Source organism: Streptomyces fractus (assembly GCF_049844455.1).
In the GTDB taxonomy this organism is placed as follows: domain Bacteria; phylum Actinomycetota; class Actinomycetes; order Streptomycetales; family Streptomycetaceae; genus Streptomyces; species Streptomyces fractus.
The window spans coordinates 1,349,782-1,364,316 of sequence record NZ_JBMYHI010000002.1 but is presented as its reverse complement, the minus strand read 5'-3'; the positions used below and the strand labels follow the sequence as shown (position 1 = coordinate 1,364,316).

At 71.2% G+C, this 14,535-nt stretch carries 14 protein-coding genes; 7 read left to right on the top strand and 7 right to left on the bottom strand.

What is annotated here, in order from left to right:
- Positions 1–34: 34 nt before the first annotated feature.
- Positions 35–574: a phenolic acid decarboxylase gene (locus tag ACP4E5_RS08230; RefSeq protein WP_425826441.1), complete on the bottom strand. Its 540-nt coding sequence runs from the start codon at positions 572–574 to the stop codon at positions 35–37.
- A gap of 115 nt (positions 575–689) precedes the next feature.
- On the opposite strand from ACP4E5_RS08230, the gene ACP4E5_RS08225 reads away from it, so the two are divergent.
- The 5 genes from ACP4E5_RS08225 (at position 690) to ACP4E5_RS08205 (ending at position 5,736) form a co-directional block, all read left to right on the top strand.
- On the top strand, positions 690–1,175 hold the full coding sequence (locus ACP4E5_RS08225; protein ID WP_425826439.1) for a MarR family winged helix-turn-helix transcriptional regulator: 486 nt from the start codon (positions 690–692) through the stop codon (positions 1,173–1,175).
- A gap of 316 nt (positions 1,176–1,491) precedes the next feature.
- Positions 1,492–2,391: a methylenetetrahydrofolate reductase gene (locus tag ACP4E5_RS08220; RefSeq protein ID WP_425826437.1), complete on the top strand. Its 900-nt coding sequence runs from the start codon at positions 1,492–1,494 to the stop codon at positions 2,389–2,391.
- Positions 2,388–3,260: a formyltetrahydrofolate deformylase gene (gene purU / locus ACP4E5_RS08215; protein WP_425826435.1), complete on the top strand. Its 873-nt coding sequence runs from the start codon at positions 2,388–2,390 to the stop codon at positions 3,258–3,260. The genes ACP4E5_RS08220 and purU overlap by 4 nt, the downstream gene beginning before the upstream one ends.
- A 179-nt stretch (positions 3,261–3,439) precedes the next feature.
- Positions 3,440–5,050, top strand: coding sequence for a GAF domain-containing sensor histidine kinase (locus tag ACP4E5_RS08210; RefSeq protein ID WP_425826433.1), 1,611 nt, complete (start codon positions 3,440–3,442; stop codon positions 5,048–5,050).
- 23 nt (positions 5,051–5,073) lie between these two features.
- Positions 5,074–5,736: a response regulator gene (locus ACP4E5_RS08205; protein WP_425826431.1), complete on the top strand. Its 663-nt coding sequence runs from the start codon at positions 5,074–5,076 to the stop codon at positions 5,734–5,736.
- A gap of 12 nt (positions 5,737–5,748) precedes the next feature.
- Here the strand turns inward: ACP4E5_RS08205 and ligM are convergent, their stop codons facing one another.
- Positions 5,749–7,152: a vanillate/3-O-methylgallate O-demethylase gene (gene ligM / locus ACP4E5_RS08200; protein ID WP_425826429.1), complete on the bottom strand. Its 1,404-nt coding sequence runs from the start codon at positions 7,150–7,152 to the stop codon at positions 5,749–5,751.
- A 205-nt stretch (positions 7,153–7,357) separates the two neighbouring features.
- On the opposite strand from ligM, the gene ACP4E5_RS08195 reads away from it, so the two are divergent.
- Positions 7,358–7,729 (top strand): protocatechuate 3,4-dioxygenase, encoded by a 372-nt coding sequence (locus tag ACP4E5_RS08195; RefSeq protein WP_425826427.1) that lies wholly within the window; start codon positions 7,358–7,360, stop codon positions 7,727–7,729.
- A complete protein-coding gene (locus tag ACP4E5_RS08190) occupies positions 7,722–8,567 on the top strand; it encodes a class III extradiol dioxygenase subunit beta (protein WP_425826425.1) in 846 nt (281 codons plus the stop codon). The genes ACP4E5_RS08195 and ACP4E5_RS08190 overlap by 8 nt, the downstream gene beginning before the upstream one ends.
- 48 nt (positions 8,568–8,615) lie before the next feature.
- Here ACP4E5_RS08190 and ACP4E5_RS08185 read toward each other — a convergent pair whose 3' ends face one another.
- The 5 genes from ACP4E5_RS08185 to ACP4E5_RS08165 all read right to left on the bottom strand — a co-directional run bounded on the left by ACP4E5_RS08185 (position 8,616) and on the right by ACP4E5_RS08165 (position 14,411).
- Positions 8,616–10,208: a tannase/feruloyl esterase family alpha/beta hydrolase gene (locus tag ACP4E5_RS08185; RefSeq protein ID WP_425826423.1), complete on the bottom strand. Its 1,593-nt coding sequence runs from the start codon at positions 10,206–10,208 to the stop codon at positions 8,616–8,618.
- Positions 10,201–11,562 carry an MFS transporter gene (locus ACP4E5_RS08180; RefSeq protein ID WP_425826421.1) on the bottom strand — a complete coding sequence of 454 codons (1,362 nt, stop codon included), beginning with the start codon at positions 11,560–11,562 and terminating at the stop codon, positions 10,201–10,203. Before ACP4E5_RS08180 ends, ACP4E5_RS08185 begins: the two co-directional genes overlap by 8 nt.
- 5 nt (positions 11,563–11,567) lie before the next feature.
- Complete coding sequence (locus ACP4E5_RS08175; protein ID WP_425826419.1) at positions 11,568–11,843, bottom strand: muconolactone Delta-isomerase family protein; 276 nt, start codon at positions 11,841–11,843, stop codon at positions 11,568–11,570.
- A gap of 42 nt (positions 11,844–11,885) precedes the next feature.
- Positions 11,886–12,593: an alpha/beta fold hydrolase gene (locus ACP4E5_RS08170; RefSeq protein WP_425826417.1), complete on the bottom strand. Its 708-nt coding sequence runs from the start codon at positions 12,591–12,593 to the stop codon at positions 11,886–11,888.
- A 162-nt stretch (positions 12,594–12,755) separates the two neighbouring features.
- Entirely contained in the window at positions 12,756–14,411 is a 1,656-nt protein-coding gene (locus ACP4E5_RS08165) for an AMP-binding protein (RefSeq protein ID WP_425826415.1), read from the bottom strand.
- Between the last annotated feature and the right edge of the window lie 124 nt (positions 14,412–14,535).

The window sequence follows — 14,535 nt, the reverse complement described above, 5'->3', positions numbered from 1 at the left end:
CGGCGGTTTCCCGACCGCTCCCGCGCGATGGCGGTCAGTTCGTGCGGTCGGACCAGCCCTTGGGGAGGTCGCCGGGGGCCACCGAGACCACGGTGTCGTCGTCGGCGCCGACGTACTCGTAGCAGGTGATCTTCGCGAACTCGGGGACCACGTAGATCGGGTAGGTCGGGCCCTCGTCGCGGTACTTGCGCATCTCGTCGAGGTGCTCGTTCTGGAAGAGCACGGTCCGCTCGCCGTGGTCGCGGATCCAGTCCGGGAAGAAGATGACGCCGTGCAGCCGGCGCTTGCCGGGCAGGACGTTGACGGCGACGGACGTGCCGGTCGGCTCGGTCCAGGACACCTTGTACACGTCGTCGTCGAGCTGGACCAGGTCGACCTCCTGGTCCTTCACCCAGCGCCCGCCGACGTGGCCGGTGTGGATCCGGTAGTCGATGGTGTGGTCGTTCTTCACGTACATCTCGTACTGCCAGCCGTTGGCGTACGTGTAGATGAAGCGGTGGCCGACGATCCCGGACAGGTCCTGCGGCGGGACGGGCTGGGCGACGGTGGTCTCGAATGCGTCGGTGACGGTCATGGGGTGCGGCTCCTTGCTGATACTCGGGGCGCCGGTGGGTCGTGGCGTCCGTGCATTTGATTTTGCCACAAAATAGTTTTGCGAGCAAAACGACTGAGCCGTCACAATGGATCCCATGGACTCGCCCGCCCCGCAGCACGCCGCCACCCCGCCGGATCTCGCCACCGAATTCGGCCGCCTCATCGGCCCGCTCCGCCGCGCGGTCCTGCGGTCCCGCCAGAGCGTGGGACTCCCCGACCTCCCCGAGGCGCAGATCGAGCTGCTGCGCGTCCTGGCCGGCGCCGACGAGGAGGGGATCCCCCCGCGCGCCGTCGCCGAGCGACTGCGGGTGGCCCCCTCCACGGTCAGCAACCTCGTCCGCACCATGACCGCGAGCGGCCTGGTCGAGCGCACCCCCTCGACGAAGGACCTGCGCACCGCCAGGCTCACCGCCACGCCCCGCGCCCTCGACATGCTCGACCGCTACGACCGAGCCAGCACGACGGCGCTGAACGAGGCGATCCAGCGCCTGACCCCGCGCGGCCGCGATGCCCTGGAGGCCGCCCTCCCGGCGCTGGACGATCTCCTTACGTTGCTCCAGGAAGCGGACCGGCAGCAGTAGACGCGCCCCGCACCCCGCACCCCCGTGCCACGGGCGGCGACGCGGGGGTGCGAGTCCGCGGCTACGTCACTTGTCCCGGTGCCCGCGCGACGGGTGGCAGCCGCAGGTCCGGTCATCCGCGTGGTCCACGGGTGGGGCCGGTGCTTCTAGCGTCGCAGTGGATCCCGAGCGGGATCCGGCGGTGCGGTCGCGGCGGCGCCGCTGCCGCGGGCGTGCTGCGCCGCGGCCACCCGAGGAAAGGTTCTGCACCGATCATGACGTCCGAGAGTCCGGCGCCGTACGCACCGTCCGCCCGCGACAGCCACCGGAACACGTGATGGCCGTCGTCAGCCCCCGGGGCGCGGAGTCCCGGCCCGGGGCCCGCGCCCGCTCGGCGAAGGCCACTCTGGCCGGCGCGCTGCGCGACATCACCTACGAAGTGCTGCCGTTCAAGAACGCCGAGGACAAGGTGCTCGCGCACGTTCCCACGGACGTGGGGCTCACCGTGACCACCACCGAGGCCAAGGGCCTCGGCCCGACCACCGACCTGGCGGGCCGCCTCACGCGGCAGGGTTACCGGGTCGCCCCGCACATCGCCGCCCGCCTGGTGCGCGACGAGGCACATCTCGCCGACGTCGTCGCGCAGTTGCAGGAGTCCGGGGTCGACCGGCTGTTCGTCATCGGAGGAGACGCCGCCGAGCCCGCGGGGACCTACCCGGACGCCCAGAGCCTGCTCGAGGGGCTGCGAAACCTGGGTCACCCGTTCACATCCGTCGGCATCGGCGGCTACCCCGAGGGCCACGGGAACATCCGGGACGAGCTGATCGAGCGGTCCCTCGAGGCCAAGGCCCCGCACGCGACGGAGATCATCACGCAGCTGTGCTTCGACGCGCGGACGACGGTGCGCTGGGCGTGCGGGGCGGGGGTGCGCGGAACCCGCCTCCCGATCAGGGTCGGCATTCCGGGCGCGGTCGGCCGGCAGAAGCTGATCCGGGTCTCCGCCGGGCTCGGCCTCGGGCAGTCGGCGAGATTCCTGAAGAAGCAGCAGAGCATGCTGTGGCGGTTCTTCCTCCCGGGCGGCTACCGCCCAGGCAAGCTCGTCGAGCGTCTCTCGCCCGCCTTCGCCGAGGCCGACAACAACCTGTACGGCTTCCACGTGTTCACCTTCAACGACCTGGACAGCACCGAGGCGTGGCGCCAGAACCGGCTGGCCCGACTCTGCGAGGAGACGTCATGAACCCGCCCACCGGCGCGGCGCGCGCGGTCCTGCTGCTGTCCTGCCCGGACCGGCCCGGCATCGTGCACGCCGTCACCGAACTTCTCACCCACGAGAAGTGCACCATCGTGCAGAGCCAACAGTTCGGCAGCTCCACCAGCGGAACCTTCTACCTGCGCGTCGAGTTCGCGCACATCGACGGCAGCCCGCTCGACCTCGACGCGCTCCGCCCTCCGATCGATGCCATCGCCCGGGCCTTCGGCATGGCCTGGCGGTTGACCGACGCCGAGCAGCGGCTGCGCGCGGTCATCATGGTGAGCAGGTTCGCGCACTGTCTGAACGATCTGTTGTTCCGCTGCTCGATCGGGGAGCTGAACCTCGACATCGTCGCCGTGGTGTCCAACCATCCCGAACTCGGCCGTATCGCGGACAACTTCGGCGTCCCGTTCCGGCACATCCCCGTCACCCACGACACCAAGCCCCGGGCGGAGGCCGAGCTGCTCGACCTGATGCGCGAGGAGCAGGTCGACCTGGTAGTCCTCGCCCGCTACATGCAGATCCTCTCCCGGGAGCTGTGCGAGCGGCTGGAGGGGCGTGCCATCAACATCCACCACTCGATGCTGCCGAGCTTCAAGGGCGCGAGGCCCTACCACCAGGCTCACGCCCGCGGGGTGAAGTACATCGGCGCGACCGCCCACTACGTGACGCCGGACCTGGATGAGGGGCCGATCATCGAGCAGGAACTCGTCCGCGTCGACCACTCCCTGAGCCCCGGCCAACTCGCCGCGCGCGGTCGCGAGGCCGAGACCCGCGCGCTGGCCCGCGCCGTGCGCTGGCACAGCGAGAACCGCGTCGTCGTCAGCGGCAACCGGACCGTCGTCTTCCAGTGAGGTCACCGGTCCGGACCGGCGAGGTCACCGGCACCGGACATCGGTCCCGACCGGGCACAGGACATTCGACGTAGTTCCGCCCCAGCTCCGAACGGTACGCCTCGGCAGGGGTGACGTGGACGTTTCCGGTGTGCATCCTGGTGATCACAGAAGTGCCGGGGACCGGGAGGTAGGGCCGTATGTCCAGCCGAGTCCGGGAAGCCGTCGACTGGGCCGACGTCGCGCGGCACGCGCCCGACGGACTCGCCGTGATCGACGCTCGCGGGCGCTTCGCCCAACTCAACGACGCCGCGGCGGCCCTGTGCGCCTGCCCGGCCGACGAACTCGTCGGCCGCGCCGCACCCTTCGACCTGGCCCGCACCGCGGCCGCCGACACACCGGCCCTCCTCGACGACGCCGCGGCCGCCCAGGAGCAGGTGTGCACCTGGGCGCCGAAGCCCGGAATCCACCGGGAGTTCGCCTACCGCACCCAGCCACTGCCGGGGAGCCGGGACCGTACCGTGGTGGCGTTCCGCGATGTGAGCGCGGAGCACCACAGACAGCGCCGCGTGGTCGCCATCGCCAGGACCGCGGCGAAACTCGCGTCCGAAGGCTCGATCACGACGATCCTCGACGCGCTCGCCCGCGAGGTGCTGCGCGCCGACATGCTGGCGGCGGTGCAGATCCTCACCCTCGACGAGTCCGGGAGCAGCCTGCAGATCATGGGCTCGGCCGGGTTCAGTCACCAGCCGGACTTCTTCGACAACCTCATGGAGTGCCGCAAGCGCGGAGCCACCCTGCGCATGCTCGAGGCCTTCCGGCGCAGGGAGCCCGTCGTCGTACCGGACCGTGGCGCGGCCATCCAGGCCGACCCCGCGTGGGAGCCGCTGCACGCGCACATGGGCGAGCTGGACTGGGACTGGTTCGCCAGCGTCCCGCTGATGATCCGCGGCCGTGCCACCGGCATCATGAACGCCTATTTCGCCCCCGGTCAGGTCGTCGGCCCGCGCACCCTGGAGTTCCTCGGCGCGATGGCCGACCAGGCCGCCGTCGCCGTGGACTATGTGACGCTGCTGCGCAAGGAGCGTGAGCTGGCCCGGCGCGACGAACGCCAGCGCCTCGCCCGCGACCTGCACGACTCGATCGTGCAGCAGGTGTTCGCCATCGGGATGCAGGCCAAGTCGATGGGGGTGCTCGGCGCACGGACGGGAACCGTGCCCGCGCAGAGCGTGCGGAGGATCGCCGACGAGGTCGGGGGCCTGTCGCGGACGGTCCTGACGGACCTGCGGGCCATGGTGCACGAGCTGCGGCCCGCCTCGTCCGTCGAACTCGGCCTCGAGGAGGCCGTCCGCGCGCTCGTGGACAGCACCGCCCACCGCACGAGCCTGCGCTTCGACGTCGTCACCGGCACGGGTATCGAGGCCGTCGGGGCCGAGATGGCCGAGGACGTCTACCGGATCGTCGCCGAGGCCATCCACAACGTCGTCAAGCACGCAGAGGCCACCCACGTGACGCTGCGCATGGGCGTACGGGACCGCGCGCTCGCCGTGACGGTCGCCGACGACGGCGCGGGCATGGCCGTGTCCGCCGACGAGGAGGCGCTGCCGGCCCGCGGCGGCTACGGGCTGACCAGCATGCGCGAGCGGGCCGAGCGCTGGGGCGGCACCGTGCGCATCGGCCGCCGCCCGGAAGGCGGCACGTCGGTCCGGGCGGCGGTCCCGCTGCCGGCCTCGGGCCCCGGGGCCCTGTCCGGCCGCCCCGAAGGCCCGGCACACCACGGAACCGAGCGAGCGGAGGACGGACAGCTGTGAACAGCGCAGGACGCGAGGACCACATGACCAGGGCACCGATCCGCGTGATGATCGTCGACGACCACGCGGTGGTACGTCGCGGCATCCGCGCCTACCTGGAGGCACTGGACGATCTCCAGGTGGCCGCCGAGGCCGCCAACGGACAGGAGGCCATCGACCGGCTGCGGGAGATGTCCGCACACGGCGAACTGCCCGACGTCGTCCTCCTCGACCTGCTGATGCCGAAGATGGACGGCGCCGCGGCGACCGAACACATCACCCGCACCCACCCGGACGTCAGAGTGGTCGTCCTGACGAGCTTCGGCGAGATGGAACGGGTGCATGTCGCCCTCGCGGGCGGCGCGTCGGGATACCTGCTCAAGGACAGCGAGCCGGAGGAGGTCGTCGCCGCGATCCGCGCGGCGGCCCGCGGCGACGTCTTCCTGCACCCCGCGGTGGCACGCCGACTGACCCAGGAGTTCGTCTCGCCGCCGACCGGTCTGAGCGCCCTGACCGGCCGCGAGCGGGACGTCCTCGTCCTCGTCGCCCAGGGCTGCTCCAACCAGGAGATCGCGGACGAGCTGGTGATCAGCGAGCGCACGGCCCGCACCCACGTCAGCAATGTGCTGCGCAAGCTCCAGCTGACCTCGCGCACCCAGGCGGCGCTCGTCGCGGTCCGCCAGGGGCTCGTGCCTCAACAGCCCTGAGCCGACGGGCTGTCAGGCCTGCGCCACCGCCCTGCGCCAGCCCGGCCGGTACGTGTCGCGGGCCATCGCGGTGTACGGCGCCGGGCTCACCACGGCCCGCACCGCGAACTGCTCGTGCGGCTGCACCGTGGTCTTGCGCGAACCGCCGTCCGGCTCACCCCAGACGACCTTCACCTCGGCGCCCAGCGGGACATCGGGGTTGACGGTCGCGAGGGACAGCGCCTTGCGTTCGTTGGCGCTGTACCCGGTGAACATCGACAGGCCGATGGTGTGGCCGTCCGCGTCTTGGACGTCGTCGAAGTTGGACGAGCCGTAGTTGGCGTTCGGCAGGTCGAAGAACTGGTAGCCGGGCCCCTCTTGGACGGGGGAGGCGAGCAGGGTGGCCACGTCGTCGGTGTTCCACGCCAGGGTGACCTTGCGTCGCTGGGCGGCCGGGTCGATCGCCTCCAGGGCGCTGCGGCCCACGAAGTCGTGGTCGAACTTCACGAAGCTGCCGTAGCCGAGCTCCCACGGGTTGAGGTAGTAGTCCTCGATGCGGTCCGAGACGAAGCTGCCGGCCAAGGCGTTGGACGCCTCGTAGCTGTCCGCGCCGAGCCACTCCCGGTACGGGCGCAGTTCCTCGCCGGTGTAGACGGCGGGCAGCGGCGACGGGATCCACCCCGACTCCAGGGTGTTGCAGGAGTAGGCGCGCGCACCGGCCGGCTCCAGGCCGAACTCGCGGCCCGCCTCCAGAACGGCGTCACGGATCTTGTCGTAGCTCTCGTAGGGACCCCATATCTCCAGGCCCGGCGCACCGGCCATGCCATGGCGCAGCGTACGGACCTGCTCCCCGGCGATGTTCATGTGGCCCATCCGGAAGAACTTCACCTTCTCGACCGGGCCGCCGTTGACCTTCTCGATGACGTCCCAGGCCCGCGGGCCCTGGATCTGGAAGCGCCACACATCACGGGTGACCGGCTTGCCGTACGGGCGGGAGGGGGAGCGGTCGTCCTGGCGGATGTCCACGTTGTAGCCCTTGGAGGCGTTGTACGTCAGCCAATTGGCGACCGGCGCGCGGCCCACGAACACGAACTCCTCGGCGGCCAGGCGGAACAGGATGCCGTCACCGATGACCCCGCCGTCCGGTGCCACGGGCACGAACTGCTTGGCGGAGTCGACCGGGAAATTGGCGGTGCTGTTGATCCCGGTGTCCGTGAACAGCTTCAGGGCGTCCGGCCCAGAGACCCACAGATTGGTCATGTGGTGGGACTGGTCGAACAGGACCGCGGTGTCCTGCCAGGCGGTCACCTCGCGGCGGAAGTTGGTGAACTCGGCCGGGACGACCGGATAGATGTACGCCCCGAGCTGGGAGTTGCGGAGCAGTTCGACGGTGCTGCCCGCCCGGTCCAGTACGTCCTGCAGGTTCTTGGCGCTCATCGCTCACCCGTCCTTGGCTGCGGTTGTCGGCCTCACGCTAGGGATCACCCCGCGCGTGCGGCACCGGGGAATGGCGGGACGGGGGCGGCCGGGTCCGGTCATGGGCGGCGGGTCAAATGACGTAGCCATGACGCGGCCGGCGGCCGATGGTGGGGCGCCCCGCCCGCTCTACGGTTCGGAGACGACTTGAGCCAGGGAGCACGCCATGAACGGCACCCGTAACAGCAACAGCAGCCTGGAGCCGCCGGGGACGTATGTCTTCGACGGGCCCGCCAGCCGTCGCGGCCACAGCATGAACAAGCTGTTCATGTCGCTGCGCAGTGAAGCTGCGCGCCGGGACTTCCTCGGCGACGAGGCCGCCTGCTGCCGCCGCTTCGAGCTGTCCGACCCGCAGACCGACGCCGTGCTGCGGCGCGACTGGCAGGCGATGCTCGATCTCGGCGGCAGCATCTTCTACATCTACAAGCTCGCCATGATGGACGGCCTGTCGATGCAGTACCTCGGCGGTGTGTTCACCGGCATGTCCGAGGCGGAGTTCAAGGCGGCGATGCTGGCGGGAGGACGCGGCGATGGCTGAGGTGATCTGGGGGCTCGGCACGTCACACGTGCCCTCCATCGGGGCGGCGATGGACCGCGACATGACGAAGGAGCCGGTCTGGTCCCCGCTGTTCGAGGGCTACGCGCCCGCCAGGGCCTGGCTCGCGCAGCACACCCCGGACGTCGCGATCCTCGTCTACAACGACCATGCCAACGGCGTCGACATGGACATCGTTCCCACCTTCGCCCTCGGCACCGCCGAGCGCTACCGCGTGGCCGACGAGGGCTTCGGCCGCCGCCCGGTGCCCGACGTCCAGGGCCACCCGGCCTTCTCCTTCCACCTCCTGGAGCACCTGATGGACGAGGGCTTCGACCTCACCGTCTTCCAGGAACTGGACGTCGACCACGGCTTCACCGTCCCGCTGTCGGTCTGGACCCCCGAGCCGGGCGACGCCTGGCCCTGCCCGGTCATCCCGCTCCTGGTCAACGTGATCCAGTACCCGCAGCCGACGGCCGCGCGCTGCTACGCCCTGGGGCAGGCCCTCGGCCGCGCCATCGCCGGATTCGAGGGGGTCCGCACGGTCGGCATCCTCGGCACGGGCGGCATGTCCCACCAACTGGCGGGCGCGCGCGCCGGGTTCATCAACTCCGACTTCGACCACATGTTCCTCGACGCCATCGAGAAGGACCCGCACAGGCTCGCCGCGCTCAGCCGCGAGGACTACATCCGGGCGGCCGGCGCGGAAGGCATCGAGCTGATCATGTGGCTCATCATGCGGGGCGCGCTGAATGAGCGGGTCCGCACGGTGCACACGGCGTACCACGTGCCCGCGTCGAACACGGCCGCCGGCCTCGCGCTGTTCGACAACCGCGCCTGATGAGCGTCAGGGCGGCGGCTGTCGTACGGACAGCTGCCGCCCCGCGCGCTACGTACGGCTGCGAGCGCAGCGGTAGTTGGAGCCGTCGGACGCGCTGCCGCGGCCCGTCCACCTGGCCACCTCGGGGTAGAGGCAGACCGGTCGCGTCGCGGTCACGTCTCCGTCCGAGTCGGTGACGGCCGCGTCCAGGGTCCGTGGCGCCTTGTCGTGTTCGACCCAGTTCACCAACGCGCCCAGCGGGTCCGTGAGTTGAGCGCCCGCGCCGCCGCGGCAGTGTCCGACGCCCGGCGCGAGGAACAGCCGCGCCGTCCGCCGTGCCTGCGCCGGACCGAGCTTCTCGCGGACCTTGTCGTAGTAGTCGACCGTGCCCTGGAACGGCACCCCGAAGTCGGCCTCGCCGTGCCACATCAGCAACTTGCCGCCGGAGCGGGCGTAACCGGTGAGGTCGGGATCGTCGGCGCCGAGCACGTCGTTGTACTGCGCGATCGCCTGGTCGAAGTACTTCTCGAATGAGTGGTACGAGAGCTTGGTCCAGTCCCAGGACCGGTCCTGCGCGAGGAAGAGACCGAACCACCACAGGTCGTACTGGAACGGGGCGCCCTGGAGTTTCCCGTCCTTCTCCACCGTGTCGTTGAGGCCCGCGAACGGCGCACCGGGGACGGTCCCGTACCAGAGGAAGTCGCCGTTCTCGCGGCGCGGCCCCTGACGGATCTTCTTCATGATCGCCACGTCGCCCGCGGTGATGGTGCCGCAGTCCGTCTTCTTGCCGACGAGCGTGGACAGGTCGAACCGGCAGGCGCGCGGGTCGCCGATGACGCCGTCGCGCACCCCGTCGCCGACGGTGTCGCACGCGGCGGTCTCGGCCTTGACCGCGGCCTCGAACTTGCAGGGGGCGACCGGGTTGTGGTCCGCGAGCATCGCGGTCTGGCCCCACATCTGGCCGGTCTGCATCTTCGGGTAGTTGATGACCGGCGCCCCGGAGAGAATCCCGTCGTATTCGTCCGGGTGCCGCTGGGCCTCCATCACGCCCTGACGGCCGCCGGTGGAGCAGCCGTTGAAGTACGAGTACGCGGGGGCGCGCCCGTAGAAGCTGTTCACCATGGCCTTCGCCGTGGTGGTCATGTCCTGGACGCCCTCGTGCCCGAAGTCCCTGATGGCGGGCCAGTTGAGCTTGCCGTCGTCGCCGAGCGCGAAGTCGGCGGTGGCGCCGGTGTGTCCCGCGTCGGTCGCGGCGGTGGCGTATCCCGCCCGGAGCGGGTCGATCAGGTCCTCGGGGTCGCCGCCGCTGAAGCCGCCACCGCCCACGGCCTGGAAACGCCCGTTCCAGGTGTCCAGAGGCAGGTACAGCCAGACCTTCACCCGGCCCGTGTCGGCCGGGTCGCTCACGCGCAGCGTCAGCCGGCAGGACGCCGGGGTGTGCGCGTCGCCGGGGTCCTGCGTGGCGTCGAGGACGTTGGTGCGCGGGGGCGCGGCGCCGGTCATGGCGGAGCACGTGCGTACCGGTGCGGCAGCCGACGGTGCCGCCGCAGCCGCTTGTGCCGCCGCCGGAGCCGTCAGCGGGAGCAGCGACCCGGCGATGAGCGCGGTCGACAGCGCGAGGGCCCGGCGCCGGGCCGGACGTGCGGATGGATGTCTACGCACGGTTGGTTCGCCTCTCTTCAGGTGTTCCGGTGGATCGGTGAGCGGTGGGGTCATGTGCGGCGCCCGCCTGAAGGGTGCGCCGGCCGGCCGCCACGATGGCGACCAGACTGACCAGGCAGACGGCCGCCATCAGCGCGGAGACGGCGGTCGACGAGCCGAACTCCGCGTACAGGGCCGTCGCTAGGAGCGGAGTGACGCCGCCGCCGACGACCGAGGCGGCCATGTAGCTGATCGAGGCGCCGCTGTAGCGCAGGTGAACGGGGAACATGTCGGTGATCAGCGCGGGCTGGACGCCGCCCATGATCGCGTTGCCCGCCGTGATGACGCACAAGGAAAGGACGACGAGCGGCACCGAGGCGGTGTCGATCAGCCAGAACAGCGGGAAGGCCCAGACCACCCCGAGCGCGGCACCGAACACGAAGACGGGCTTACGGGCGAGGCGGTCGCCCGCGATGCCACCGGCGAGCACCATGAGGCACCAGAAGGCGCTGACGCCGACCAGAATCCACAGCATCGTCGTCTGCGGAAGCTTCAGCGTGGCCGTCCCGTAGGTGACCATGTACACGGACGCCAGGTAGCCGATGGCCGGCGCGGCGATCGACATGACGCTGCCGACGAGCAGTTGGAGCGGGCTGCGGCGGAACACCTCGAGCACGGGCAGCCTGGCGACCTCACCCGAGGCGCGGACCCGCGTGAAGTCCGCGGACTCCTCGATACGCAGCCGGACGACGAGGCCGACGATGATCAGCAGCGCGCTGGTGAGGAACGCGAGGCGCCAGCCCCAGGCGACGAACGCCCCCTGCGGCAACACCGAAGTGAGCAGGAGGAACACCAACTGCGACAGCATGATGCCCGAGGGCAGCCCGAGCTGCGGAAAACAGCCGTACAGCGAACGCCGGCCGGGCGGCGCGTGCTCGACGGCCATGAGTACGGCCCCGCCCCACTCGCCGCCGACCCCGACGCCCTGCACGAGCCGCAGCAGGACGAGCAGCACGGGCGCCCAGCCGCCGACGGCCGCGTACGTGGGGACGAAGGCGATCGCGGTCGTCGCGACGCCCATCAGGAGCAGGGAGACGACGAGCATGGACTTGCGGCCGACGCGGTCGCCGAAGTGCCCCATGACGATGCCGCCGAGCGGACGGGCGACGAAGCCCACGGCGAAGGTGCCCAACGAGGCGAGTGTGCCGCCGAGTTCGGAGAACGCGGGAAAGAACTGGCTGCGGAACACGAGCGTCGCCGCGATGCCGTAGATGAAGAAGTCGTACCACTCGATGGTGGTGCCGATGTAGCTGGCGACGGCCACCGTGCGGGCCTTGCGGGCGTCGGTCCGGCGCGCCGGTCTGGAGGCGGACATCGGCTTCACCTCTCCTGTGGGTGGGTGGCGAGCGCCTCGACGGTGACGTCCATCCACTTCCACATGGGGAGCGAGGTGAGGGCGTCGTGGAGTGCGGCCGGGTCATCGGCCTCGTAGAGCCCGATGGTGGCGTTGCGCCCCGGCACGCGCCACAGCCGCTTCAGGACGCCGGCCTCGCGCAGCTCCATCGCGCGCTCGCGTTCGCCCCGGCGCAGCTCCTCGCGGACCTCTTCCGGGGTGTCGTTCGGCAGCAGGTTCTCGGTACGGACCAGGAATTCCACGGTGACCTCTACGTTTGGGGGCTCGGGCTTCGTCCGGGGTGCTCAGGCGGCGGCGATGTCCAGGAGCAGCGCGGCCAGTTCACCGGGCGCGGTGACCATAGCCTCGTGGCCGGTGGCGAGTTCATGGACCGGCCAGCCGCGGGCGGCGGCGCGTTCGGCCTGCGCGGTGAAGACGCGCATCCAGTCCACGCACTCGATGAACGCGGCGGGCACCTGGTCGGCCCCGCCGGTGAGGTGGAGCGGTTCGGTGTACGTCAGCCAGGGGTGCGGGGTGAGCCGGGGCGTGAGCCAGTCGAGGTCGGCCTTGTCGCTCACACCGAGCTTCTCGAGGGACCGGACGGGGACGAGCCAGCCGAATCCGGGGCCCGCGACCGACTCGCGGTAGTGCCCGGCCACCGCCTCAGGCAGCAGGTCGACGGCGGCTTCACCGTCGTCGCCCACGAACGCGTCGAGGTGGACGCGCCGGGCAAGGCGGGACGGCACGCGGTCGGCGACGCCCGTGACGACCTGGCCCGCGTAGCTGTGCCCGACCAGGATCACGTCCCGTGCGTCGTACGCCTCGAGCAGGGCGACGACGTCCTGGACATGCGTGGACAGTCCGACCTGCGGCGTGAGGAGGTGGGCGCGGTCGCTGAGACCTGTGAGGGTGGGAGTGTGCACCTCGTGCCCGGCGGCGCGCAGCGCGGGTGCGACGCGCTGCCAGGCCCAGCCGCCGTGCCAGGCGCCGTGGAGGAGGACGAATGTGCTCATGCGGGTGGGACCCTCCGGTGGGTGGGGCGGACCGCGCCGGAGCTTTGGGCCGGGACGCGGGTCGCCGGGGGCGCGACGGCACCGACGTTAGGGACCGGCGGGAGGTGGGGTAACGCGCGAATGACCGGACCCCGGCGGAGACTTGTCCGGGTCTCCGCTACGTCATCCGTCGCGTCGGCCGGACCGGTCCGCGACATGTGCCTCGACGGTTCGCCGCGCCCACGCCACCTCCAGCTTTCCCGTCGGCGTCCGCGGCAGCCGGCGGAGCACGACGACGGTGCGCGGCACCTTGTAGCCGGCCAGCGAGGCGCGCACCCAGTCCCGTACCTCCTGCTCGGCAAGGGTCGCCGGGTCGTCCGTCGCGACCACCGCGGCGACGCGTTCGCCCCAGGTGTCGTCCGGGACGCCCACGATCGCCGCGTCCGTGATGGCGGGATGCGCGAGGAGTACCTCCTCGACCTCCTGGGGATGCACCTTCTCGCCACCGGTGTTGACGACGCCCGAACCGCGGCCGAGGAACCTCAGCGAACCGTCCGCCTCCACCACCGCGAGATCGCCGGGGATCGCATGACGAACGCCACCGACCGTGCGGAACACCGTGGCGCTCTGCTCGGGGCGAGCCTTGTGATAGCCGAGCGGCATCGGTCCGCTGTACGCCAGTACGCCCGCCTCGCCGCTGCCGGGTACGACCTCCGTGCCGTCCTCGTGGAGCACCTTCGTCGCCGGGACGGGGAAGAAGCGGGCGGGCAGGTCGGCGGTGGACGCGGTGCGGGCGAAGGCGACCGGGCCGCCCTCGCTCGCGGCGATAGCGTCCGTGATCGTCACGTCGGTGCGTTCGTGCAGCGCGCGCTTGAGGTCGTCGCTGAGGGCCGTGCCCGAGCTGAGGATCTGGCGCAGTGAGGCCAAGTCGTAGGGGGAGTCGGCGTGTTCGGCCGCGAGCAGCCCGTCGACCAGGGGGCGGCAGACGGCGTTGCCCGCGACGATGAGCAGGCCGACGTGCCGGTCGGCCACGGTCCGCCAGATGTGGGCGGCGTCGAGCCGGCCGGGGCGGGCGGTGACGACGCGACCGCCGGTGAGCAGCGCGCCCATCGAGTTGAACAGGCCGGTGGCGTGCATGAGGGGGACGGCCGGCATGGTCGTGGGGGAGAGGCCGCGGTGGTGTGCGGACTCGGCGATCCGTACGGCCTCGGCCAGGTCCGCCGGTGGGGTGTCGGCGCCCACCGGCTGGAAGATCGGCACGGTCAAGCAGTGCAGCAGGTCCGACAGTTGCCAGATGACACCCTTCGGCCGGCCGGTGGTGCCCCCGGTGTACATGAAGAGCCGGTCCGTAGCGGGGCGCGGCTCGGCGGGGCGTGGCGCGGTCGCGGCGAGGAGCTCCTCGTACTCGGGCGCATCGTCCGGACCCGGTGTGCCGGCCGGTGCCTGCCCCGCCCTGACGAGCAGCCGCAGGCCCGGGACATGCCGTGCGGCGTGCGTGACCTGGCCGGCGAGGGATCCGCTGAAGACCAGGGCGGCGGCGTCCGCGTCGACGAGCAGGGATGTCAACTCATCCTGCCCGTAACGGTAGTTGACGTTGACCGGGACGGCGCCGAGCTTGAAGGCGGCGAACACCGTCTCCAGGTAGGCGGCCCCGTTGTAGAGGTAGCAGGCGACCTTGTCGCCAGGGCCGACACCGGCTCCTGCGAGCGCGGCCGCGAGGCGGGCGGCGCGGTTCTCGAACTGGGCGTAGGTGAATTCCCGGTCCGGTTCGCAGAGGGCGACGGTGTGGGGCAGGGCGCGGGCGACACCCTCCCAGACGGTGCCGAAGGAGACGTTCATGTCCGGCACCGTAGGAAGCGGACGCAGGGCCGCGCACTCTCCCTTTCATGAGGTGAAAGGCCGGTGGCCGGGTGTCGTGGCGGCCCGCACTCTTGGCAGCGATGCCGTCACGAGCCGGTCGAAC